The following is a 20,825-nucleotide window of genomic DNA, read 5'->3' as shown; positions in this document are numbered from 1 at the left end:
GAACCACCATGACCGATTTCGCCGCCCTTCTTCAGGCCGATCGCGGCCAGACCGCCCATGCATTGGTGCCGGTCACGGTCGATGGCCTCGACTCATGGCTGCTCCGCCAGTCGCCTGCCGCCCGCGCCCTGTGCGCCGCCGCGCAGTTCCGGGCCAAGCCGGGGGAAATTGCCATCCTCCCCGGTCGGCAGGACGACGACTGGTCGGTCGCCTATGGAGTCGCCAAGACGCCCGGGCCCTGGGACATCGCAGCAGTGACGGCCAAGCTCCCAGCCGGAACCTATCGCATCGACGGCGACGGGCCAGGCGCCGGCGCCCTGGGCTGGTTGCTGGCCCAGCATCGGTTCGACCGCTATCTGTCCAAACCCGATCCCACACCCGCCCGCATCCTGTTGACCCGCGACCTCAAGGGCATGGCAGAGACTCTCGCGCTGGCCGAAGCGGTGGCGCTGGTCCGCGATCTGGTCGATTCGCCCGCCCAGGACATGGGGCCTTCCGAACTGGCCGACGCGGCGGAACGCGTTGCCCGCCGCTACGGCGCAGAGTTCCGCGTGACGCAGGGGGACGCGCTTGAGCGCGACTATCCGATGATCGCGGCGGTCGGGCGCGCCGCAAGCCGTGATCGCGCGCCCCGCTTGATCGAGTGCGAATGGGGCAATGCCGCCCACCCCCGGGTGGCGATCGTCGGCAAGGGTGTCTGCTTCGACTCCGGCGGACTCGACCTGAAGCCCTCTTCGGCGATGCTGCTGATGAAGAAAGACATGGGCGGCGCCGCCCATGCCCTCGCCCTCGCCCAGCTGGTGATGGAGGCGAAGCTCCCGGTCCGACTCCATCTGCTGATCCCCGCCGTGGAAAATGCCGTTGCCGGCAACGCCTTCCGTCCGGGAGATGTCCTGCGCAGCCGCAAGGGTCTGTCGGTCGAGATCGGCAACACCGATGCCGAAGGGCGTCTCGTGCTCGGCGACGCGTTGACGCGGGCGGGCGAGGACAAGCCCGTGCTGATGGTCGATTTCGCGACTCTGACCGGCGCCGCACGCGTAGCCCTCGGTCCCGATCTGCCTGCCCTGTTCTGCAACGACGATCCGCTGGCGGCCGATCTTGCAGCGGCGGCGGTGGCGGTGGCGGACCCGCATTGGCGCCTGCCGCTGTGGTCGGACTATGCCGACATGCTCAAGTCGGGCGTGGCCGACATCAACAATGCCGGGGAAGGCGGGATGGCCGGCGCCGTCACGGCCGCGCTGTTCCTGCAGCGCTTCGTACCGGACGGCCTGCCCTGGGCGCATTTCGACACATTCGCCTGGCGACCCGCACCAAAACCGGGCCGTCCGAAGGGCGGCGACGCGCTGGGCCTTCGCTGCGCTTTTGCCCTTTTGAAAGCGCGATTTAGCGAAGACTGAGCCAGAATGGACTGCTCCGACGACAAAAGGGGTCACCGCGTAAATCGGCGGTGAAACGAAAGCGTCATGGGCGCGTTCTCAGCGCAGGGACCAACCCGGATCCTGCCCTGAGGAACGAGACGAGCACGATATGTCCGATAACCAGCTCTCCCAATGGATGCGCGCTCTGGTCGCCTATGTCCGTTCGGGGCAGCCCGACCTGACCAATCGCCAGATGGCCCTTTTGCTCATCAGCTATATCACGCCGGGGCCCCACACCGTGCGCGGATTGGCGCAGCAGCTCGGCGTGTCGAAACCTGTGATAACGCGCGCCTTGAACACATTGGGGTCGCTCGGCTATCTGCGCCGGGAACGCGACGATAATGACCGTCGCAACATCTTTGTCGCCAAGACGGAAAAAGGGGCTGCCTTCCTCGATGCCTTCGGAAAATCCATCGACATCGAGAAGATGGGAGGCTGACACCACCGCCGGTCACACGCCACCGCTCTCGACCTTCAGCCTCGCGGGTCCGACGCAGCTTATCGACAAGCGGGTGAACGCCTGCCGGCCGGACATCGCCGATGTCGCCCTCGCCGGCCGGCTGTTCGCGCCGCATTATGCGGCTCCGCTGATCCGCTCGGCCACGGCCACCGCGTTCATGCGGCAGGCCCCCTCGAACGCCGCAGAAGCGGTGTCGCAGCTTCTGCCCGGCGAGGGTTTCGCAGCGCTTGAAATCGCCTCCGGCTGGGCCTGGGGCTATTCGCTCCACGACCATTATGTCGGCTATGTGCTGGCGGATCTGCTGGGTACGCCGACCGAGCCGACCCACCGGGTTTCGGTCCGCGAGGCACTGGTCTTCGCCGATGCTTCGATCAAGTCGCCGGTGATTGCCAGCCTGCCCCTTTCTGCGTGCATACAGGGGACCGTTGACGGCAGCTTCCTGCGAACCGAGCAGGGCTTCATCCATCTGCACCACCTAGCGCCCGTCGGCGACTGCGTTCCCGACCCGGTGGAAGTCGCGGAACTCTGCCTAGGCATGCCCTATCTGTGGGGCGGGCGCGGCGGCGGTGGGATCGACTGCTCCGGCCTGGTGCAGATCTCGCTGGCTGCGGCCGGACATGCCGCGCCCCGCGACACCGACATGCAGCGCGACACGATCGGCTCGAGCCTTCCCGAGGACGCCCCGCTGATGCGCGGCGACGTCATCAGCTTCCCCGGCCATGTCGGCCTGATGGTCGACGACAGCCGCCTTATCCATGCCAACGCCCATTGGATGGGCGTCGTGATCGAGCCGCTGGCCGACGTCGTCGCCAGGCTCAAGCCCAACCATGACCGGCCGATCCTGAGCCGGCGGAGACTTGCATCATGACCGCGAAGGTCTTCATCGACGGTGCCGCCGGCACCACCGGGCTCGAAATTGCGGACCGGCTCGCCGGGCGCAGCGATATCGAGATCATCACGATCGCAGAAGAACGGCGCAAGGACCCGGCCGCCCGCGCAGAGGCGCTGAACGGGGCCGACGCGGTCGTGCTGTGCCTGCCCGACGATGCTGCGCGCGAAGCGGTCTCGCTCATCTCCAATCCCGATACCCGCGTGATCGACGCGTCGACCGCGCACCGCACCGCCGAGGGCTGGGCCTATGGCTTTGCCGAGCTCGACCCGGGCCAACGGGAGAGGCTCGCCGAGGCACGGCGCATCTCGAACCCCGGCTGCTACCCCACCGGCTTCCTGGCGCTCGTTCGCCCGCTGGTCCGCGCCGGCCTGCTGCCTGCCTCGACGCCGCTGTCGGTCAACGCCGCCTCTGGCTATTCGGGTGGCGGCAAGGCAATGATCGCGATGTACGAGGATGCGGCGTCCGCCGACGCCACCGACAGCGCCTTCCGGGCCTATGCGCTCGGCCTCGGCCACAAGCATGTGCCCGAGATGCAGCGCCATGCCGGGCTCGATCACCCGCCGATCTTCTTCCCCTCGGTCGCGCGCACCTATCGCGGCATGCTGGTCGAGGTACCACTCCACCTGCACCTCATCCCCGGTCGCCCGAGCGGCGCCGCGCTCCACGACACGCTGGCGGCCGCCTATGAGGGCAGCCAGATCGTCCGCGTCCACGAGGATCGCCCCTCAGCGCTGTTGATCGAACAGGCGGCGGGCACCGACCGCCTCGGCGTCTATGTCTATGCGGACGAAAAAGCCGGCCAGGCCCGCGTGGTCGCGCTGCTCGACAATCTCGGCAAGGGCGCCGCCGGCGCCGCCGTCCAGAACCTCAACATCGCGCTGGGCCTGCCGGAGGCGACGGGTCTGCGGCTGTAATCCCGTGTTCGTCAAAACGGAAAAATGGGGACAGCATACTAATTTTGGGCAGAGCTCACGGCGCGCTGTTGAGGAACGAGGCGTCGCCACAGCAGAACTGAACCGCGATAGCCAAACTGCGGTTCGCTCTAAATAGTATGCTGTCCCCAATATAAGCCAAATATAAGCCAGGTAGAGCGGAAGAGGATTCACCCTCGCCTCTACTCCACTCACATCTCGCCGCGGGCTCTCCGGATCGCGTAGTAGCGCTGCACGTTCGCATTGTGCTCGGCCAGCGTATTGGCGAAGATGTGGCCGCCCTTGCCGTCCGCGACGAAATAGAGCGCGCTGCTCTTGGCCGGGTCCAGAACCGCTTCGATCGCGGCCTTGCTCGGGTTCGCGATCGGACCTTCCGGCAGGCCGGCCGAGGCATAGGTGTTGTAGCCGTTGACTGCGCGGAGTTCGGACTGGCGAATGCGGCGGCCGAGGGGTTTGCCCCTGGTGATCGGGTAGATGACGGTCGGGTCGGCCTGCAGCTTCATTCCCTGCCGCAACCGGTTGGAATAGACCGAGGCGACCATCGGCCGTTCGGAGGCAATGCCGGTTTCCTTCTCGACGATCGAGGCGAGGATCACCGCGTCGCGCTTGCTGGTGACCGCCGTGGTCGGCTTGCGGCCTTCCCAGGCTTCGTCGATCGCCTTGCGCATCGCCATCTGCATCCGCGCGAGAACCGCCGCACGCGGCTCGCCCGCCTCGAACGCATAGCTGTCGGGCAGCACCGAGCCCTCAGCGGGCGTGTCGATGGTGCCGGTCAACAGCGGCTCGGCAAGCAGCCTTTCGCGAACCAGGATCGAGGGCATGCCCTCGGGGATGGTGACGAGATGCTGCACGGGGGTGCCGTGCTGAAGAATGTCGAGGATCTGGAGCCCGCTCGCTCCGGCCGGAATGGTAAACTCGCCCGCGCGGACCGGTTCGTCCGAGCCGAAGCGGCGGGCGAAGCGGAGGAAGTTGGTGGTCGAGCGGATCGCGCCCGCCTTTTCCAGAGCGCGGGCCGCAGCCGCCAGCGTATCGCCCTTGCGGACGACGACGCTGGCTTCCCTGGTCAGGGGGCCCTGCCCCCACCAGTCACGCGAGATCCACGCTGCGGCGCCGCCCGCCAGCAACGCCAGGACCACGACCAGCACGAGCAGCCGGCCGATGATCGAAGGCTTGCGGCGGCGGGCCACGACCGGATCAGTCCTCGATGGCGCGCATGATCAGGCTGGCGTTGGTGCCGCCGAAGCCGAAGCTGTTGTTCAGCACGGCCTTCACCTTGCGCTTCTTGGCCTTAAGCGGAACGAGGTCGAAATCCTCGAGGCCGTCGCTCGGATTTTCGAGGTTCAGCGTCGGCGGCACGATCTGGTCGCGCATCGCGAGGATGCAGAAGATCGATTCGACCGCGCCGGCACCGCCCAGCAGATGGCCGATCGCCGACTTGGTCGAGCTCATCGACACGGTCTTGAGCGCATCGCCGAACAGGCGGCGCACCGCGCCCGCTTCGAGCTCGTCGCCGAGCGGGGTCGATGTGCCGTGGGCGTTGATATAATCGATGTCCGACGGCGTCAGGCCCGACTTCTTGAGCGCCATCGCCATCGAGCGATAGGCCCCCGACCCTTCCGGATGCGGTGCGGTGACGTGATAGGCGTCGCCCGACAGCCCATAGCCGATCACCTCGGCATAGATCTTTGCACCGCGCGCCTTGGCGTGCTCATATTCCTCGAGCACGACGATGCCGGCGCCCTCGCCCATGACGAAGCCGTCGCGGCCCTTGTCATAGGGGCGCGACGCCTTTTCGGGCGTGTCGTTATAGGCGGTCGACAACGCGCGCGCCTGGGCGAAGCCGGCGATGCCGAGCGGGCAGATCGCGCCCTCGGCGCCGCCTGCCACCATGATGTCGGCATCGTCCATCGCGATCATGCGCGCGGCGTCGCCGATCGCATGGGCACCGGTCGAGCAGGCGGTGACGACCGCATGGTTCGGACCGCGCAGGCCATATTTGATCGAGACCTGACCCGAGATCAGGTTGATCAGGCGACCATGGACGAAATGGGGGCTGACACGGCGCGGGCCCTTTTCATGGAGAACGATCGACTCGCTCTCTATGCCGGGCAGGCCGCCGATTCCCGAACCGATCGACAGACCGGCGCGGTAGCTCAGCTCTTCGCTCATGTCGGTCAGGCCGGCATCTTCGAGCGCCTGGCCGGCGGCGTCGATGCCATAGACGATGAACGGATCGACCTGCCGCTGCACCTTATGGTCGACGCGCTTGCCGGCGTCGAAGCCATAGGGATGATCGGCAGGCTTGACCTCGCAGGCGATCGTGCACGCCTGATCGCTCGGATCGAAGCGGGTGATGCGGGCAGCGCCCGACTTGCCGGCGATGATGTTGCTCCAGGCTGTTTCGACATCCGCGCCCAGCGGCGTGACAAGGCCCAGACCGGTTACGACCACGCGACGCATGGCAATCTCCTGCATATCCTCTTGAACGGCAAAGCGGCCCCCCGTCCCATCGGTTTGCCCGGGGTCGGGGAGCCGCCGAAAGCTCTCGGCTCGATCACCTGCCCCGGACGATCATTCGGCCGGCGGGCGGGTGGATCAGCCCTTGTGGCTGTCGATATAGTTGATGGCGTCCTTGACGGTCGCGATCTTCTCAGCCGCATCGTCGGGAATCTCGACGCTGAACTCTTCCTCGAACGCCATGACCAGCTCGACGATGTCGAGGCTGTCCGCGCCCAGATCGTCGATGAAGCTGGCCTCTTCGGTCACCTTCTCGGCTTCGACACCGAGATGTTCGACAACGATCTTCTTAACGCGCTCAGCGGTCTCGCTCATATTCCAAACCTTCCTTAGGGTCTCTGTCGCCTGCCCTAACGGGGGGCGACTTTGCTTGCAAGCATGCATTGAAGACGCCGGACCGCAATTGGCCCCGCTATCTTCAGCTCATGGCTCAGATCATGGCCATCCCGCCATTGACGTGCAGCGTCTGGCCGGTGACGTAGGACGCCTCCTGGCTGGCGAGATAGACGACGGCCGCAGCGATGTCGCCGCCCTCGCCCAGCTTTCCGGCGGGGATCTTGGTCAACAGCGCCTCTTTCTGCGCTTCGGGCAGCACATCGGTCATCGCGGAGGCGATGAAGCCGGGCGCCACGCAGTTGACGGTGATATTGCGGCTCGCCAGTTCCTGCGCGAGCGCCTTGGACATGCCGACCAGGCCGGCCTTCGACGCGGCATAGTTCGCCTGCCCCGGATTGCCGGTGGTGCCGACGACCGAGGTGATCGTGATGACGCGGCCATGGCGCGCCTTCATCATCGGCTTGGCGGCGGCGCGGATCAGGCGGAAGGCCGCTTCGAGGTTGACCGAGATCACCTGATCCCACTCCTCGTCCTTCATCCGCATGACGAGATTGTCGCGCGTCACGCCGGCATTGTTGACGAGAATGTCGAGCTTGCCGCCCAGCGCCTCGACCGCACGCGGAACGAGGCCATCGACCGCTTCGGCATCGCCGAGGTTGCAGGGCAGCACGACCGTGTCGCCGCCGATCTCGGCCGCGACGGCGTTCAACGCCTCTTCACGCGTACCCGACAGCGCGACGCGGGCGCCCTGCGCCGCGAGCGCCTTGGCGATGGCCGAGCCGATGCCGCCGCTTGCGCCCGTAACAAGTGCCGTGCGGCCCGAAAGATCGAACATGTGCATCGCCTTTCTATCTTAAGCTGGTGCGGCATGCCGCAGGATGACCGAGCGTGGCGGTCGCGTTGCGCGCTCTCTACCTCCGCCCGAGGGCGGGTGGCAAGCCGCGCACCCGTCAGAGGCTTGCAGCCAGCGCCTCGATATCCGCCATGGTGACGACGCTGATCGCTGCGGCCTTGTCGGTGATGTCCTTGACCATCGGGCCGACGACCTTGCCGCCGAACTCGACGAACTGCTCGACGCCGGCATCGGCCATGGCGGCGACGCCCTCGCGCCAGCGGACCGTGCCGGTCACCTGCTCGACCAGCAGGCGGACGATCTCCGCCGGATCAGAAACCGGCGCGGCCAGGACATTCGCGAAGACCGGGACGAGCGGCGCCTGCACCGCGGTCTTGCCGAGCGCTTCTGCCATGGCATCGGCGGCGGGCTGCATCAGCGCGCAGTGGAAGGGCGCCGAGACCGGCAGCAGCATCGCGCGGCGTGCCCCCTTGGCCTTGGCGATCTCGATCGCACGCTCGACGGCATCCTTGTGACCCGAAACCACGACCTGGCGGTTGCTGTTGTCATTGGCCGCCTGGCAGACTTCGCCCTGCGCCGCCTCTTCGGCGACGGCCTTGGCACCTTCGAAATCGAGGCCGAGGAAGACGGCCATGGCGCCGACGCCAACGGGCACGGCCGCCTGCATCGATTGCCCGCGCAGCTTCAGCAGCCTTGCGGTGGTCGACAGGTCGATCGCCTCTGCGGCGCAAAGCGCGCTATATTCGCCCAGGCTGTGCCCGGCCACGAACGCGGCCTTGTCGGCCAGGCTGATCCCGCCCTCCTTCTGAAGCACGCGCAGCGTCGCGATGGCATTGGCCATGATCGCAGGCTGGGCATTTTCGGTCAGGGTCAGCTCGTCGGCCGGCCCTTCGACCATGAGCTTGAACAGATTCTGGCTGAGCGCGTCGTCGACCTCCTGGAAGACCTCACGCGCGACGACGCTGGCATCGGCGAGCGCCTTGCCCATACCCACGGCCTGGCTGCCCTGACCCGGAAAGATGAATGCTCGCATGGACGGCTCTCCTCGCTAAGGCCGCCGCCACTAGGAAAGCTTTATCGCAGTGGCAAGCGCAAAGCCTTGCCCGGTCAGCCCGAAAGCCGACCGAAGGGCAGCAGTTCGCGCGCAAGCTTCTGGGTCGCACGGTCGTCTCCGGCCTTCAACGGCACCAATATGGCGATGGCCGCATTGCGGAAGATGCGATCGAGCGGCGCGCTGACCGTAGCGACACTGGCGGCTTCGGCCAATTGCCGGCCGCGCGCGTCGCCGGGATCGATGGCGAGCCGCAGCAGCGCGGCAAGCCCCGGATAGAGGGCGCGACCGCCACCGAGCGCCACGGCGCGATCCATCAGGCCGAAGCCGGTCGCCTTCTTCGCCCCGATGGCGATGCCGGCCATCATCGCGCCCAGATCAACCACCGAATCCAGATGCCAGGTTCCGACCGACGCGACAGCTTCGGCGTCGCGCGGGTTGGCGGCGGCTATCGCCTCGAACGACTTGCGCGCGGACAGCGCATCGCTTCTGCTACGGGTCAGCTTGGCGCGATAGCCAACGGCCATCGCCCGGGTGAGGCGGGCATCCTCGTCGCCCGGCTTCGCCAGCAACTGCTTGCCCGCAAGCGACTCCGCCTCGGCGATCCGTTCGAGCGCCACCCCCCTGTCGCGTGTCCGGAACGCCGCCTCGACAAGCAAGTCACGCGCGCCGGCAGCCTGCACGGGGCCGGCAAGAGCGGCGCCTGCCACGGCGACCGCGATCGACAGGCCGATCGAAAAGGACGCCATCTGCACCTCCTATAGTCCATGCTCATGCGCGACTCGCTCAACATGCGGACGCTACACCGGTTCCGCCGCCGGCCTGCGTCCTTTGTGCGCGCTTGCCTTTCTCCGGCATTTCCTTCATAGGCGGCGCCAACCGGGGCGGGAGCCAGTCTCTCCGCCCCCGTTGCTTTTGGAAGACAGCCGGAGGGGCGTTCGTGATGGGCACGGCGTCAGCGATCGGCCAAAGGAAGGAAGTCGCGAACATGGCTCTGTACGAGCATGTGTTTCTCGCGCGTCAGGATCTGGCACAAGCCCAGGTCGACGCGCTGGCGGAAGCCGCCACCAAGATCGTCGAGGACAATCAGGGCAAGGTCACCAAGACCGAGACCTGGGGCCTGCGCAGCCTCGCCTATCGCATCGCGAAGAACCGCAAGGCGCATTATGTGATGCTTCACATCGATGCCCCCGCCGGCGTCGTCGCCGAGTTGGAGCGCCAGACCGCGATCAACGAAGACGTGATCCGCTACATGACGATCCGCGTCGACGAGCTCGAGCAGGGCCCGTCCGCGATGATGCGTCGTGGCGAGCGTGAAGGCCGTCGTGGCGACCGCGAAGGCGGCCGTGGCGAGCGCGGCGATCGCCCGCGTCGCGAAGACCGCGAAGTCGCGTAAGGAGGGATAGAAACCATGGCACGCGCATTTTTCCGCCGCCGCAAGAGCTGCCCCTTCTCCGCGAAGGACGCTCCCCGGATCGATTACAAGGACGTTCGTCTGCTGCAGGGCTTCGTTTCCGAACGCGGCAAGATCGTCCCGAGCCGCATCACTGCGGTGTCCGCCAAGAAGCAGCGTGAACTCGCCAAGGCGATCAAGCGCGCCCGTCATCTCGGGCTGCTTCCCTACATCGTCAAGTAAGAAGGGACCGCCAACATGGACGTGATCCTGCTCGAGCGCGTAGAAAAGCTGGGCCAGATCGGTGACGTCGTCACCGTGAAGGCGGGCTTCGCGCGCAACTATCTCCTGCCCCGCAAGAAGGCGCTCCGCGCCAACGAAGCGAACAAGAAGGTCTTCGAAGCCAACCGCGCGCAGATCGAAGCCGACAACGCCAAGCGCCGCGAACATGCGGAAACCGAGGCGAAGACGCTCGACGACAAGTCGGTGACCCTGATCCGTCAGGCATCGAACACCGGCCAGCTCTATGGTTCGGTTTCGGCCCGCGACATCGTCGAGGCGCTCGCCGAGGACGGCGTCAAGGTCGCCAAGTCGGGCGTCGTGCTCAGCCGCCCGATCAAGACGATCGGTCTGCACGAGGTGAAGATCTCGCTGCACGCGGAAGTCTCCCGCATCGTCAAGGTCAACGTTGCCCGTTCGCCTGAAGAGGCCGAGCTGCAGTCGCAGGGCGTCGACGTCATGGCCTCGATGTTCGAGCGTGACGAAGCCGGCTTCACCGAAGCCTATGACCCCAACGCCGAGCCTGGCGAGATCGCTGCCGACCTGGTCGACCAGCCCGCCGAGGATTCGGCCGAGGCCTGATCGCTTCGCCGAACAGAAAAAGGGCCGTCCGGAGCGATCCGGGCGGCCCTTTTCTTTTGTCTACACCAAGGAAGAAGGCGGACGCCCGCAGGCATCCGCCACTCGACGATCACGCTGCCTGATAGAGCTGCTTCTCGCGGCCGGTCAGGATTTCCGCCAGGAACCAATAAGCCTCGCCCCAGGCGCTGAGGATGTTGTCGTCCACCGCGTCGCCGAGGACATCCTTGATCGCGGGCAGGAGCGCTGCCGCCACCAGCGGATAATGTTCGGCCTTCACGCCGGTCTCGACATGACGCTGAGCCATCCGCTCGACCGCCTGGCCGAGCACACCCAGATTATCGACATTCTTCGCATAGGCGAGGATCGCCGCGGCAAGACGCTTCGGCTGCTCGCCCGACTCCTGTGCCGCCTCATCGAACAGCGCCTTCACTTCGGGATCGACGAACAGCCGCTCGTACATGCGCGTCGTAATCGCGACGCCATGCTGCTGAAGCGCGGGTGCAGTCGCTTTGACGATGGCGATGGTTTCGGGAGAAAGCGTGGTGGTCATGATTACCCCTTTAAAGATGCAATAGCGATGCATCTATACCGCAGGCGATAAAGATGCAATTTGAATCTATCTTTAACAGCCGGTAAGGAGAGGCATGCGCCTCTCGCTCCACACCGATTATGCCCTCCGGACGCTGATCCACCTCGCGACGCATGACGACCGGCTCTGCTCGATCGCCGAGATCGCGCGCGCTTATGCGATTTCCGAGAATCACCTGATGAAGGTGGTCAACATGCTCGCTCGCGCGGGACTGGTCCGCGCGACGCGGGGTCGTGGCGGCGGGCTTGCGCTGGCCCGGCCGGCTACCGAAATCCGCATCGGCGAGGTGGTTCGGCATGGCGAGAAAGACCTGCCGCTGGTCGACTGCGCCTCGTGCAGGATAGCCCCCGCCTGCGGCTTGTCGGGCGTGCTGGGGGAGGCCTTTGGCGCGTTCATGGCGGTGCTGGACCGCTACACGATCGCCGATGTCGCGAGCCGGCGCGGCGATCTGGCGCGGCTGCTCTCGCTGGAGCCCCTCGTCGAGGCCTGACGCCACAAAGCCGGCTCAGGCCAGCGCGCGATGCCCCATGGGGCCATGGCCGCTGCCAAGGCCCGGCGCATGTTCCAGCGCCGTCCGCACGAAGCGACGCGCGCGCTCGATCGCGGCATCAAGGGCAAGTCCCTGTCCGAGCCCGGTGGCCACGGCGCTGGCCAGCGTACAGCCGGTGCCGTGGTCGTGGATCGTGTCGATACGGTTCGCGCTCCACCGGTGGATGGCATCCGGCCCCGCACCATCGAACAGCAGATCGGTGAGTTCGCCCGGACCTGTCTCCGCACCCGTCGCCAGAATCGCCCCGCAGCCCAGACGCTCGATTAATCCGGTTGCAGCCGTAGCGACCGATGCCTCGTCCGACAAAGTCAGACCCGCGAGCGCGCCCAGTTCGTCCAGATTGGGGGTCGAGAGCGTCGCCCGCCGCATGAGGTCTCCGAACACCGCGATCGTCTCAGCGCTGGCCAGACGGCTGCCGCTGGTGGCGATCATGACGGGATCGAAGACGACCGGCACGGCGGCGAGGTCCGGTCGGCTGAGACGCTCGGCGACGCGCGCCGCGGTATCGGGCGATCCGATCATGCCGATCTTGACCGCGTCGATGCCGATGTCGAACGCCACCGCATCGATCTGCGCGATCACGCTGCCGGCAGGAACCGGATGGACGTCGGTCACGCCCAGCGTGTTCTGCGCGGTGATCGCGGTGATCGCCGTCATCGCATGGCCACCCAGCAGGGTGACCGTCTTGATGTCGGCCTGAATGCCGGCGCCGCCGCCGGAATCGGATCCGGCGACGATCAGGATGCGGGCGACCGCCATGTCGATCAGGCGGCCTTGCGAACCGCGTCGCAGATCTGATCGACCATCGCCTCGACCAGCTTGCTGTCTTCGCCTTCGGCCATCACGCGGATCAGCGGCTCGGTGCCCGACTTGCGGATGACGAGCCGTCCGCTGCCCTCCAGCTTTGCCTCGGCATCGGCGATCGCCGCCTGGACCTTCTCGTCCTTGAGCGGCTCGCCTCCGACGAAGCGGACATTCTTGAGCAGCTGCGGCAGCGGATCGAACAGGTGGAGCAGGTCGCTCGCCGGCTTGCCGCTCTCGACCAATTCGGCCAGCACCTGCAACGCGGCTACGAGCCCGTCGCCGGTGGTCGCATGGTCGGACATGATGATATGACCCGACTGCTCGCCGCCGACGTTGAAGCCCTCGGCGCGCATCGCCTCGACGACATAGCGGTCGCCGACCTTGGTCCGATGCAGCGACAGCCCCTGCCCCTGCAGGAAGCGCTCCAGTCCGAGGTTTGACATGACCGTCGATACGAGCCCGCCGCCACGCAGCTGGCCGCGCCGATGCGCGCCGCTGGCGATCAGCGCCATCAGCTGGTCGCCGTCGACGACCCGTCCGAGATTGTCGACGACGATGAGCCGGTCGGCGTCACCGTCGAGCGCGATGCCCAGGTCGGCGCGCGTCTCGGCCACCTTGTCCTGCAACGCCTTCGTATCGGTCGAGCCGCATTTGTCGTTGATGTTGGTGCCATTGGGGCTGACCCCCATCGAGATCACGTCAGCGCCCAATTCCCACAAAGCGAGCGGGGCGACCTCATAGGCGGCGCCATTGGCGCAATCGACGACGATCCGCAGCCCTTCGAGGCGAAGATGCTCCGGAAAGCTGGACTTCACCGCATGGACATAGCGGCCGCGCGCGTCCTCGACGCGGCGTGCCCGGCCGATCTCGCCCGGCGCGGCGAGCTTGACCGGCGCATCGAGCAGCCCCTCGATCGCGATCTCGTCGGCGTCGGACAGCTTGTAGCCGTCGGGGCCGAACAGCTTGATGCCATTGTCGGCGAACATATTGTGGCTTGCGGATATCATGACGCCCAGGTCGGCGCGCATCGACCGGGTGAGCATCGCTACCGCCGGCGTCGGCATCGGGCCGAGCAGCACGACGTCCATCCCGACGCTCGTGAAACCGGCGACCAGCGCTGATTCCATCATATAACCCGACAGGCGCGTATCCTTGCCGATGACGACGCGATGCCGATGCTCGCCCCGGACGAAGTGCGCGCCTGCCGCCTGCCCAACACGCATGGCGATTTCGGCGGTCATCGGGCTCTCATTGGTCCGCCCGCGAATGCCGTCGGTCCCGAAATATCTACGCACCATGCAACACCCCCCAAGTCCAAGCCGCCGCTAGATGCGCCGATTCCGGCAGCGTCTCAAGTCCCCGCACGGAGACGGGAGGACGGCCATGGCACAGGCCATGACCGCCTTTCCCTTGTCCGCAACGCCTATCGCCGTGCCTCAGCGCTCATAGGCCTTGGGCAGCGCCTTCTCGACCGGATCGAGATAGCGATCGCGCAGCCGGGTCTGGCGGCTAACCGTAGGTTGGGCCACACCGTCGATGAAGATCGCCGTGGGATGTGAGGCCAGTTCGAGCGGGTCGCCGCTCCAGACGACCACGTCGGCCCGACGGCCGGCGCGAAGCGAGCCGATCTCTCCGTCCATGCCGATCGCCGCTGCCGGCTTTGACGTGATCGAGGCGAGTGCCGCGCCCCAGTCGAGCCCCTGCGCGCCGGGCATCCTGGTCAGCGCAACGAGATTGCCCGCATATTGGGGCAGGAACGACTCATACGGCCCTTCCGATATGTCCGCGTTGGAGATCGCCACGGTGACGCCCGCCTTGGCGAGCCGCCCGACATTGGACTGGGTCGAGGCGATCGACTCGAACTTTTCGGGCAGGTCGATCAGCGCCGCCGCGATGACGGGCACCCGGGCGGCCGCGATCTCGCTCGCGACCATCCATCCCTCGGTCGCGCCGACCAGCACCAGCCTCAGCGCAGGATATTGCTTCTTCAGCGCGAGCACCGAGCGGATGTCCGAGGCGCGCTCGACATGGACGAGCAGTGGCTGGGTACCGCGCAGCACCGGCACCAGCGCTTCGGCATCCTGCCGCGTGATCAGCGCATCCTTGCTGGCGAAGTCGGCGCTGGACGGATTCGCCGCGGCCCCGAGTGCCGCCTTGAGCAGCGCATAGGCCGCCGGGCGACTGCCGCCTGCGGCATGCATGCCATCCTCGCCCATCTCGACATATTGGAAAGCGCGCGGGCGCGTGACCGGATCGGGATCGGTGCCGAGGTCGATCACAGCGCCCTGCCCCGCGAACATCGTATTGCCGGTCGAGGGGATGACGAAGGCGCGCGTGATCCCGGCCGACCGCTCGGTTCCGATGCGCTGGCCATTGGGATTGACTGCGGTCGAGATATCGAGCGCAGCCGAGAAAGGCGACTTGTCGGCGCTGAGGTCGTTGACCTCGGACATGCCATAGCCCTCCATCACCCCGAGCGTGCTGACGCCCGCGACGATGCCGGGCGACACCCATTTGCCCTGGGCGTCGATTACCGTGGCACCCGCCGGGACGGCCACGCCTGCGCCCGCCGCGACAATGCGGCCATTGGCGATGACGACGGTGCCGTTCTCGATCGGCTGCGAGCCGTCACCAATGGCGACGGTGCCGCCGGTGATGGCGATCGTCTCGGCCAGCGCCGGGAGTGAGGAGAAGGACAGAGCAGCGCAGAGCGCGCCACCGAGGCCGCGAAGCAGGGAAGCCCTCGTCATTTCACATCTCCCTCGCCGGGCTGGCCCAGCTCGAAGTCGCTCACCGGACGGAGCTTCGGATCATAGGCGTCGTACAGCATCGCCCCGTCGACCCAGACCTTCTCCGGCCGCGTGTAGACGCTGAGCGGATTGCCGTTCCACAGCACGACATCGCCCATCTTGCCGGGCTTCAGGCTGCCCGTCTTGTCAGCGATGCCCAGCGCCTTGGCGGGCGCGATGGCCAGCCATGTCCAGGCCTGCTCGTCGCTGATCTGGAAACCGGCGCGACGGCCCGAGGCGAGCGCCTTGGCGACCTCCTGGTTGAGCCGCTGGATGCCATTCTGGTCGTCCGAGTGGATCATCACGCAGGCACCGGCATTGTGCAGGATCGAGAGATTCTCCGGGATGCCGTCATAGCTTTCCATCTTGAAGCCATACCAGTTGGCCCAGACCGCGGCGCAGGTGCCGTTCGCCTTGAGAAGGTCGGCGATCTTGTAGGCTTCGACGGCGTGGTGGAAGGCGGTCACCTTGTAACCGAACTCCTTCGCCATATCGAGGACGATGCCCATCTCGTCGGCACGGTAGCAGTGGTTATGGACGAGGATCTCGCCATCGAGGACGCCGCGCAGCGTATCCATCGCCACGTCGCGAGACGGCGGCTCGCCGCCCTTCTCCTCATATTTGTCCCACTTCCGCTTATATTCGGTCGCCTTGATCCAGGTCTGGCGATCGACCGCGACATTGCCCATGCGGGTCGAGGGCTCGCGTCCCTTGCCGCCATAGACGCGCTTGGGATTCTCGCCGCAGGCCATCTTCAGGCCATAGGGCGCGCCGGGGAACTTCATTCCCTGCACGGTGCGCGCATAGACATTTTTGAGCGTGACCGAGCGGCCGCCAAACAGGTTCGCCGACCCCGGGAGGATCTGCAGCGTCGTCACGCCGCCATTGGCCAGCGCGCGGCTGAAGCCCGGATCCTGCGGCCAGACGCTATGCTCGGCCCAGACCTGCGCGGTGACCGGCGCGGTCGCCTCATTACCGTCGGAATGCGCCTCCACGCCCGGCGACGGATAGTCGCCGAGATGGCTGTGCACGTCGATGATGCCGGGGGTGACCCACTTGCCCTTGCCCTCGATCAGCTTCGCGCCCGCTGGGATGGCGAGATCGGCGCCGCCCACGCCGACGACCTTGCCGTCGGCGAGCAGGACCGTGCCATTCTCAATGCGGCCGCCCTCGCCGTCATAGACGGTCGCATGGACGATCGCGGTCGGCACGCCCGGGTAGGGCTTGTAGGTCGACGGGAAGGGATCGTGATCGAACGCCTTGCCCTTGCCGGGAGGAGGCGCGTCCGAAGACGCGGACTTGGGTGCGGCACCGCCCGAACAGGCGGTCAGCACCAGCGCCATAGCGGCGCCGTAGAGGAACTTATTGGACACCGTGCATCCACTTCTTGATGACCGGAGAGAGAAGGAACAGCACCACGCCGATGCCGATCGAAACGAGGCCGATGGTCTGGAAGACACCGGCATAGGTGTCGAGGCTGACCTTGAGGTTGGTCACCTGACCGCCCACCGTTTCCACGCTGGCGACCTGCGCGACCATGCCGGCGACATATTGCGCGCAGCTGATCGACAGGAACCACAGGCCCATCATGAGACCGACGACGCGCGCGATCGACAGCTTGGTGATCATCGACAGTCCGACCGGCGAGATGCACAGCTCGGCCATCGAGTGGATCAGGTAGAGCAGCGCCAGCCACCAGACCGACACCTTGAAGTCGGGTCCGGCATAGGCCGTGCCCCAAACCAGGGCGAGGAAGCCCAAGCCCACGCCCGCCAGCGCGATGGCGAACTTGACCGGGATCGACGGCTCTATGCCGCGCCGGCCGAGCGCGCCCCACAGGATCGACGTCAGCGGCGCCAGCACGACGATGAAGAAGGCGTTGAAGAACTGCGTCTGCCCTGCGGTCATGGTGAAGAGACCGAAGATCGAGAGGTCGGTGTTGCGGTCGGCGAAGAGCGTCAGCGAAGACCCCGCCTGCTCGAACAGCGTCCAGAAGACGACGTTGAAGACGATCAGCACGATCGCCGCGACCATCATCTGAAACTCGACCTTGTTGCCGACCTTGAGCGCCCAGAGCGGGATCAGGACGACCGAGGCGAGGAAGGAGGCGAACAGCACCTTGCCCATGATGGGCAGGCCAAGAAGATAGCCGACGATGCCGCTGCCGGCGGGCGTCGCGGTGCTGTTCATCAGGTTGACGAACAGGAACCAGCCGACCGGGACAGCCGCGATCGCGCCGATATAGATCAGCAGCGAGCGGTCCTTGTCCTGCCCCGGTGGCGGATCGCCATAGCCGTCGAGCTTGTCGCCGGCGAACTGGATGAGCGCCCAGCTGATCATCATGCCGATCGCGGCCAGACCGAAGCCTGCCCACCAGCCCAGCGCCACCGCGAGGAAGGGGCACAGGATCTGTGAGAAAAGCGAGCCGAGATTGATCCCCATGTAGAAGATCGTGAAGCCCGCATCGCGGCGCCGGTCGCCCTGTTCGTAGAGCGCGCCGACGATCGTCGAGATGTTGGGCTTGAAGAAGCCGTTGCCGACGGTGACCATGGTCAGCGCGACCAGCATCAGCATCGTGTAGAAATTGTCGCGATCGGCGTCGGCCTTGAAGCCGCCCTTCGCCACCGTGCGTGCGACGCTGCCATCGGGGGCGACGAGGTCGACGCTGCCGTCCTCGCGGCCCTTGATCGCCAGCTGGCGATTGCCGTCGACGACGAACTGCTGCTTGGCGTCGTCGATCACCACCTCGTAGCGGGCGTTGTCGATCATCGCATAGGGCTTGGCCGTCGGACCGCCGAAGCACAGCGTCAGATAGCCGATCGACATCAGGATCGCGCCGAACTTCACCGACTTCTTCGAGCCGAGATAGCGATCCGCTAGCAGGCCGCCGACGAGCGGCGTCAGATAGACCAGCGCCGTGAAGCCGCCGTAGAGGCCGTTGGTGGTCTGGTCGTTGAACAGGAAATGCTGCGCCAGATAGAGCGTCAACAGCGCCCGCATGCCATAGAAGCCGAAGCGTTCCATCGCCTCGGTGGAGAAGAGCCGCGCCAGCTGTCTGGGGTGGCCGAACCAGGTGTCGCCGTCCGAGCGGCTCACCTGTCGCGAGGCCGGCTCGGTCGTCGCGTCTGCGTCGGGATTGACCATGAAGTGCTTTCTGTTTTCGGCCCTCGGGGAGCCTTGCGTTATCGGCGCACGGCGCTTCACTCTCCCTCTCGCCACAGGCCCCTTGCCTGTCGCACCCGTCCCGCTCCGTCGTCGACGGATCGGACAGGCGCCTGATGCGACAAGCTTTTCGCTCGCCGCCGGGCGATCAGGCCGTCCAGCGCTGCGCGGCCTTCATGGATGTCAACAGTAGCGGCGAATCCCGCCCTGTGAAGCCGATTGTTGCAATCGACACCAGCTGATAGACCGCGCACCATGTTCAACGACCTGTCTTCGCCCGCCGCTCTCCTCGCCACGCGCCGCTCGGGCAAGCCCCGCGACATGGTGGCGCCCGGCCCTGACGAGGCCCAGCTTTCCGCCATTTTGAGCGCCGCGATGCGCGTACCGGACCACGGCAAGCTGGCGCCCTGGCGTTTCGTGATCGTCGAGTCCGATCGCCGCGAGGCTTTCGCCGACATGCTCAAGTCTGCCTATCTCGCCGACAAGCCCGGCGCGGGACGCCTCGAACTCGAAGCGATGGAGCAGTTCGCGCGCCAGGCGCCGACGCTGGTTGCGGTCCTTTCGACCCCGGTGGAGAGCAGCAAGATTCCTTTGTGGGAGCAGGAACTGTCGGCCGGCGCGGTCTGCATGAACCTGCTGGCGGCCACCCACGCAGCCGGGTTCGTCGGCAGCTGGCTCACCGGCTGGCCTGCCTACAGCGCACAGGTGCTGCAAAGCCTGGGAGGCCGCGCAGGCGACCGGATCGCAGGTTTCCTCTTCCTCGGCACCCCGTCGCGCGATCTGGAAGAGCGTCCTCGCCCGGCCTATGAAGCTGTCGTTTCGACGTGGAAAGGCTGATTGCCATTGACGCGCCATGCTGTGTTAGCACAGTGTGACGCTATGAGCAGCCAGGACCGTCCCGTCTATCTCCGCCTCCGCGACATCATCGCCGAGTCCATACTCGACGGGACTTATGGCGATGGCGACGCCCTTCCGTCGGTCCGGGTCTTTGCTGCGCAGCATGGCGCCAATCCGCTGACGGCGGCCAAGGCCTATCAGGGCTTTCAGGACGAGGGCTTCGTGACGGTCAAGCGTGGTGTCGGCATGTTCGTCGCCGAGGGCGCGACAGCCCGCCTGCGTGAGGAAGCGCGGACCGCCTTCCTGCGCGACGAATGGCCGCGCGTCGTCCGCACGATGCGGCGCCTGCACATCGACGCCGCCGACCTGCTCGACCGGGTCGAGGGCTGAGCCGCAAGGGGCTTGCCCGCCACCGCCGGTCGCTATAGCGCGACCTGTGCATGGAAACCCGCATCATCCCTGCCGACGAAGCCGGAATCGCAGCTGCCGCTGAGGCAATCCAGCGCACGCGCCCGGTCGCAGTTCCTACCGAGACGGTCTATGGACTGGCCGGTGATGCCACCAACGGCGATGCCGTCGCGGCGATCTACGCCGCCAAGGGCCGCCCCAGCTTCAACCCACTGATCGTTCATGTCGACGGCATGGACATGGCCGAAACCGTCGCGACCTTTTCGCCGCTCGCGCGGCGGTTGGCCGAGGCCTTCTGGCCCGGCCCCCTGACCCTCGTCCTGCCGCTCGCCGAGGACGCTCCGGTCGCGCGGCTGACGACCGCCGGGCTGTCCACTGTTGCTGTCCGGATGCCTGCGCACCCCGTCATTCGCGCACTGATCACCCGATGTGGCCATCCGCTGGCGGCACCGTCCGCCAATGCCAGCGGCTCGATCAGCGCCACGCGTGCAGAGCATGTCGCGCAGTCGCTGGCTGGCCGGATCGAACTGGTCCTCGACGGCGGTCCGACCGAGGTAGGGATTGAATCCACCATCGTCGCGGTCGAGGAGGACCGACTGCGCCTGTTGCGTCCGGGCAGCGTGACGCCGGAGATGCTGACCGAAGCTGGCAGCGTTTCAGTGTCGACAAGCGACAACGGCACGATCGAAGCACCGGGACAGATGGTCAGTCATTATGCGCCGTCGAAGCCTGTCCGCCTGAACGCCATGGAGCGACGGCCGAACGAATATCTGATCGGCTTCGGGCCGGTCGCGGGCGACACATCATTATCGCCGGACGCCAACCTCACGGAAGCCGCCGCGCGGCTGTTCGACGTGCTTCATGTGGCAGACGCCGCCTCCGCACCGGCCATTGCCGTGGCGCCGATCCCGGCCAGCGGGCTCGGCATCGCGATCAACGACCGGCTGCGCCGCGCGGCAGCCCCGCGCTGAGA

At 66.4% G+C, this 20,825-nt stretch carries 23 protein-coding genes; 11 read left to right on the top strand and 12 right to left on the bottom strand.

Annotation, left to right across the window (positions count from 1 at the left end):
* Positions 1-8 precede the first annotated feature (8 nt).
* The 4 genes from G6P88_RS00525 to argC all read left to right on the top strand — a co-directional run bounded on the left by G6P88_RS00525 (position 9) and on the right by argC (position 3,684).
* A complete protein-coding gene (locus G6P88_RS00525; protein WP_165321340.1) occupies positions 9-1,397 on the top strand; it encodes a leucyl aminopeptidase family protein in 1,389 nt (462 codons plus the stop codon).
* Between the two features lie 130 nt (positions 1,398-1,527).
* Positions 1,528-1,857: a MarR family winged helix-turn-helix transcriptional regulator gene (locus G6P88_RS00520; protein WP_165321339.1), complete on the top strand. Its 330-nt coding sequence runs from the start codon at positions 1,528-1,530 to the stop codon at positions 1,855-1,857.
* Between the two features lie 73 nt (positions 1,858-1,930).
* A complete protein-coding gene (locus tag G6P88_RS00515) occupies positions 1,931-2,746 on the top strand; it encodes a C40 family peptidase (protein WP_226946665.1) in 816 nt (271 codons plus the stop codon).
* A complete protein-coding gene (argC, locus tag G6P88_RS00510) occupies positions 2,743-3,684 on the top strand; it encodes an N-acetyl-gamma-glutamyl-phosphate reductase (protein WP_165321337.1) in 942 nt (313 codons plus the stop codon). Before G6P88_RS00515 ends, argC begins: the two co-directional genes overlap by 4 nt.
* Before the next feature lie 209 nt (positions 3,685-3,893).
* Here argC and mltG read toward each other — a convergent pair whose 3' ends face one another.
* The 6 genes from mltG to G6P88_RS00480 form a co-directional block, all read right to left on the bottom strand.
* On the bottom strand, positions 3,894-4,865 hold the full coding sequence (gene mltG / locus G6P88_RS00505; protein ID WP_165324809.1) for an endolytic transglycosylase MltG: 972 nt from the start codon (positions 4,863-4,865) through the stop codon (positions 3,894-3,896).
* A 31-nt stretch (positions 4,866-4,896) separates the two neighbouring features.
* The gene (gene fabF / locus G6P88_RS00500; protein ID WP_165321336.1) at positions 4,897-6,162 is read right to left on the bottom strand and encodes a beta-ketoacyl-ACP synthase II; all 1,266 of its coding nucleotides are present in this window, start codon (positions 6,160-6,162) and stop codon (positions 4,897-4,899) included.
* A 135-nt stretch (positions 6,163-6,297) separates the two neighbouring features.
* On the bottom strand, positions 6,298-6,534 hold the full coding sequence (locus G6P88_RS00495; RefSeq protein ID WP_165321335.1) for an acyl carrier protein: 237 nt from the start codon (positions 6,532-6,534) through the stop codon (positions 6,298-6,300).
* A gap of 115 nt (positions 6,535-6,649) precedes the next feature.
* Positions 6,650-7,390 carry a 3-oxoacyl-[acyl-carrier-protein] reductase gene (fabG, locus tag G6P88_RS00490; RefSeq protein ID WP_165321334.1) on the bottom strand — a complete coding sequence of 247 codons (741 nt, stop codon included), beginning with the start codon at positions 7,388-7,390 and terminating at the stop codon, positions 6,650-6,652.
* A gap of 115 nt (positions 7,391-7,505) precedes the next feature.
* Positions 7,506-8,441: an ACP S-malonyltransferase gene (gene fabD, locus G6P88_RS00485; protein WP_165321333.1), complete on the bottom strand. Its 936-nt coding sequence runs from the start codon at positions 8,439-8,441 to the stop codon at positions 7,506-7,508.
* 74 nt (positions 8,442-8,515) lie between these two features.
* Positions 8,516-9,208 (bottom strand): hypothetical protein, encoded by a 693-nt coding sequence (locus tag G6P88_RS00480; RefSeq protein ID WP_165321332.1) that lies wholly within the window; start codon positions 9,206-9,208, stop codon positions 8,516-8,518.
* A gap of 239 nt (positions 9,209-9,447) precedes the next feature.
* Between G6P88_RS00480 and rpsF the strand changes: the two genes are divergently transcribed.
* From rpsF to rplI, 3 genes are read left to right on the top strand one after another with little or no spacing between them, the layout of a single operon-like run.
* Positions 9,448-9,855 (top strand): 30S ribosomal protein S6, encoded by a 408-nt coding sequence (gene rpsF, locus G6P88_RS00475; protein ID WP_165321331.1) that lies wholly within the window; start codon positions 9,448-9,450, stop codon positions 9,853-9,855.
* Positions 9,856-9,870: 15 nt separating this feature from the next.
* Positions 9,871-10,095, top strand: coding sequence for a 30S ribosomal protein S18 (gene rpsR / locus G6P88_RS00470; protein ID WP_165321330.1), 225 nt, complete (start codon positions 9,871-9,873; stop codon positions 10,093-10,095).
* 15 nt (positions 10,096-10,110) lie between these two features.
* Positions 10,111-10,713, top strand: coding sequence for a 50S ribosomal protein L9 (rplI, locus tag G6P88_RS00465; RefSeq protein ID WP_165321329.1), 603 nt, complete (start codon positions 10,111-10,113; stop codon positions 10,711-10,713).
* Between the two features lie 109 nt (positions 10,714-10,822).
* Here the strand turns inward: rplI and G6P88_RS00460 are convergent, their stop codons facing one another.
* The gene (locus tag G6P88_RS00460) at positions 10,823-11,263 is read right to left on the bottom strand and encodes a globin domain-containing protein (RefSeq protein WP_165321328.1); all 441 of its coding nucleotides are present in this window, start codon (positions 11,261-11,263) and stop codon (positions 10,823-10,825) included.
* 94 nt (positions 11,264-11,357) lie between these two features.
* Between G6P88_RS00460 and G6P88_RS00455 the strand changes: the two genes are divergently transcribed.
* Positions 11,358-11,792 (top strand): Rrf2 family transcriptional regulator, encoded by a 435-nt coding sequence (locus G6P88_RS00455; protein ID WP_165321327.1) that lies wholly within the window; start codon positions 11,358-11,360, stop codon positions 11,790-11,792.
* A 15-nt stretch (positions 11,793-11,807) separates the two neighbouring features.
* Here the strand turns inward: G6P88_RS00455 and thiD are convergent, their stop codons facing one another.
* The 5 genes from thiD to G6P88_RS00430 form a co-directional block, all read right to left on the bottom strand.
* A complete protein-coding gene (thiD, locus tag G6P88_RS00450; RefSeq protein WP_165321326.1) occupies positions 11,808-12,611 on the bottom strand; it encodes a bifunctional hydroxymethylpyrimidine kinase/phosphomethylpyrimidine kinase in 804 nt (267 codons plus the stop codon).
* A gap of 5 nt (positions 12,612-12,616) precedes the next feature.
* A complete protein-coding gene (gene glmM / locus G6P88_RS00445; RefSeq protein ID WP_165321325.1) occupies positions 12,617-13,954 on the bottom strand; it encodes a phosphoglucosamine mutase in 1,338 nt (445 codons plus the stop codon).
* Between the two features lie 138 nt (positions 13,955-14,092).
* Entirely contained in the window at positions 14,093-15,406 is a 1,314-nt protein-coding gene (locus G6P88_RS00440) for an amidohydrolase family protein (RefSeq protein ID WP_165321324.1), read from the bottom strand.
* Complete coding sequence (locus tag G6P88_RS00435) at positions 15,403-16,788, bottom strand: amidohydrolase (protein WP_165324808.1); 1,386 nt, start codon at positions 16,786-16,788, stop codon at positions 15,403-15,405. The genes G6P88_RS00440 and G6P88_RS00435 overlap by 4 nt, the downstream gene beginning before the upstream one ends.
* A 19-nt stretch (positions 16,789-16,807) precedes the next feature.
* Complete coding sequence (locus tag G6P88_RS00430) at positions 16,808-18,589, bottom strand: peptide MFS transporter (RefSeq protein WP_165321323.1); 1,782 nt, start codon at positions 18,587-18,589, stop codon at positions 16,808-16,810.
* A gap of 273 nt (positions 18,590-18,862) precedes the next feature.
* Here G6P88_RS00430 and G6P88_RS00425 point away from each other — a divergent pair, with 273 nt between their 5' ends.
* The 3 genes from G6P88_RS00425 to G6P88_RS00415 are packed head-to-tail and all read left to right on the top strand — an operon-like array spanning position 18,863 to position 20,823.
* On the top strand, positions 18,863-19,444 hold the full coding sequence (locus G6P88_RS00425; RefSeq protein WP_165321322.1) for a nitroreductase family protein: 582 nt from the start codon (positions 18,863-18,865) through the stop codon (positions 19,442-19,444).
* A gap of 42 nt (positions 19,445-19,486) precedes the next feature.
* Positions 19,487-19,834, top strand: coding sequence for a GntR family transcriptional regulator (locus G6P88_RS00420; protein WP_165321321.1), 348 nt, complete (start codon positions 19,487-19,489; stop codon positions 19,832-19,834).
* Positions 19,835-19,884: 50 nt separating this feature from the next.
* Positions 19,885-20,823 carry an L-threonylcarbamoyladenylate synthase gene (locus tag G6P88_RS00415; RefSeq protein WP_165321320.1) on the top strand — a complete coding sequence of 313 codons (939 nt, stop codon included), beginning with the start codon at positions 19,885-19,887 and terminating at the stop codon, positions 20,821-20,823.
* Positions 20,824-20,825: the final 2 nt, after the last annotated feature.

Source organism: Rhizorhabdus phycosphaerae, assembly GCF_011044255.1.
Lineage (GTDB): Bacteria > Pseudomonadota > Alphaproteobacteria > Sphingomonadales > Sphingomonadaceae > Rhizorhabdus > Rhizorhabdus phycosphaerae.
Note: the sequence above shows the minus strand (reverse complement) of the source record. Positions and strands in the feature narration are given on the sequence as shown.

Coding starts and splice junctions, on each gene's coding strand:
- G6P88_RS00525 (WP_165321340.1), top strand. CDS start 9: ATGACCGATTTCGCCGCCCTTCTTCAGGCCGATCGCGGCCAGACCGCC.
- G6P88_RS00520 (WP_165321339.1), top strand. CDS start 1,528: ATGTCCGATAACCAGCTCTCCCAATGGATGCGCGCTCTGGTCGCCTAT.
- argC (WP_165321337.1), top strand. CDS start 2,743: ATGACCGCGAAGGTCTTCATCGACGGTGCCGCCGGCACCACCGGGCTC.
- fabF (WP_165321336.1), bottom strand. CDS start 6,162: ATGCGTCGCGTGGTCGTAACCGGTCTGGGCCTTGTCACGCCGCTGGGC.
- G6P88_RS00495 (WP_165321335.1), bottom strand. CDS start 6,534: ATGAGCGAGACCGCTGAGCGCGTTAAGAAGATCGTTGTCGAACATCTC.
- fabG (WP_165321334.1), bottom strand. CDS start 7,390: ATGTTCGATCTTTCGGGCCGCACGGCACTTGTTACGGGCGCAAGCGGC.
- fabD (WP_165321333.1), bottom strand. CDS start 8,441: ATGCGAGCATTCATCTTTCCGGGTCAGGGCAGCCAGGCCGTGGGTATG.
- G6P88_RS00480 (WP_165321332.1), bottom strand. CDS start 9,208: ATGGCGTCCTTTTCGATCGGCCTGTCGATCGCGGTCGCCGTGGCAGGC.
- rpsF (WP_165321331.1), top strand. CDS start 9,448: ATGGCTCTGTACGAGCATGTGTTTCTCGCGCGTCAGGATCTGGCACAA.
- rpsR (WP_165321330.1), top strand. CDS start 9,871: ATGGCACGCGCATTTTTCCGCCGCCGCAAGAGCTGCCCCTTCTCCGCG.
- rplI (WP_165321329.1), top strand. CDS start 10,111: ATGGACGTGATCCTGCTCGAGCGCGTAGAAAAGCTGGGCCAGATCGGT.
- G6P88_RS00460 (WP_165321328.1), bottom strand. CDS start 11,263: ATGACCACCACGCTTTCTCCCGAAACCATCGCCATCGTCAAAGCGACT.
- G6P88_RS00455 (WP_165321327.1), top strand. CDS start 11,358: ATGCGCCTCTCGCTCCACACCGATTATGCCCTCCGGACGCTGATCCAC.
- thiD (WP_165321326.1), bottom strand. CDS start 12,611: ATGGCGGTCGCCCGCATCCTGATCGTCGCCGGATCCGATTCCGGCGGC.
- glmM (WP_165321325.1), bottom strand. CDS start 13,954: ATGGTGCGTAGATATTTCGGGACCGACGGCATTCGCGGGCGGACCAAT.
- G6P88_RS00440 (WP_165321324.1), bottom strand. CDS start 15,406: ATGACGAGGGCTTCCCTGCTTCGCGGCCTCGGTGGCGCGCTCTGCGCT.
- G6P88_RS00435 (WP_165324808.1), bottom strand. CDS start 16,788: ATGGCGCTGGTGCTGACCGCCTGTTCGGGCGGTGCCGCACCCAAGTCC.
- G6P88_RS00430 (WP_165321323.1), bottom strand. CDS start 18,589: ATGGTCAATCCCGACGCAGACGCGACGACCGAGCCGGCCTCGCGACAG.
- G6P88_RS00425 (WP_165321322.1), top strand. CDS start 18,863: ATGTTCAACGACCTGTCTTCGCCCGCCGCTCTCCTCGCCACGCGCCGC.
- G6P88_RS00420 (WP_165321321.1), top strand. CDS start 19,487: ATGAGCAGCCAGGACCGTCCCGTCTATCTCCGCCTCCGCGACATCATC.
- G6P88_RS00415 (WP_165321320.1), top strand. CDS start 19,885: ATGGAAACCCGCATCATCCCTGCCGACGAAGCCGGAATCGCAGCTGCC.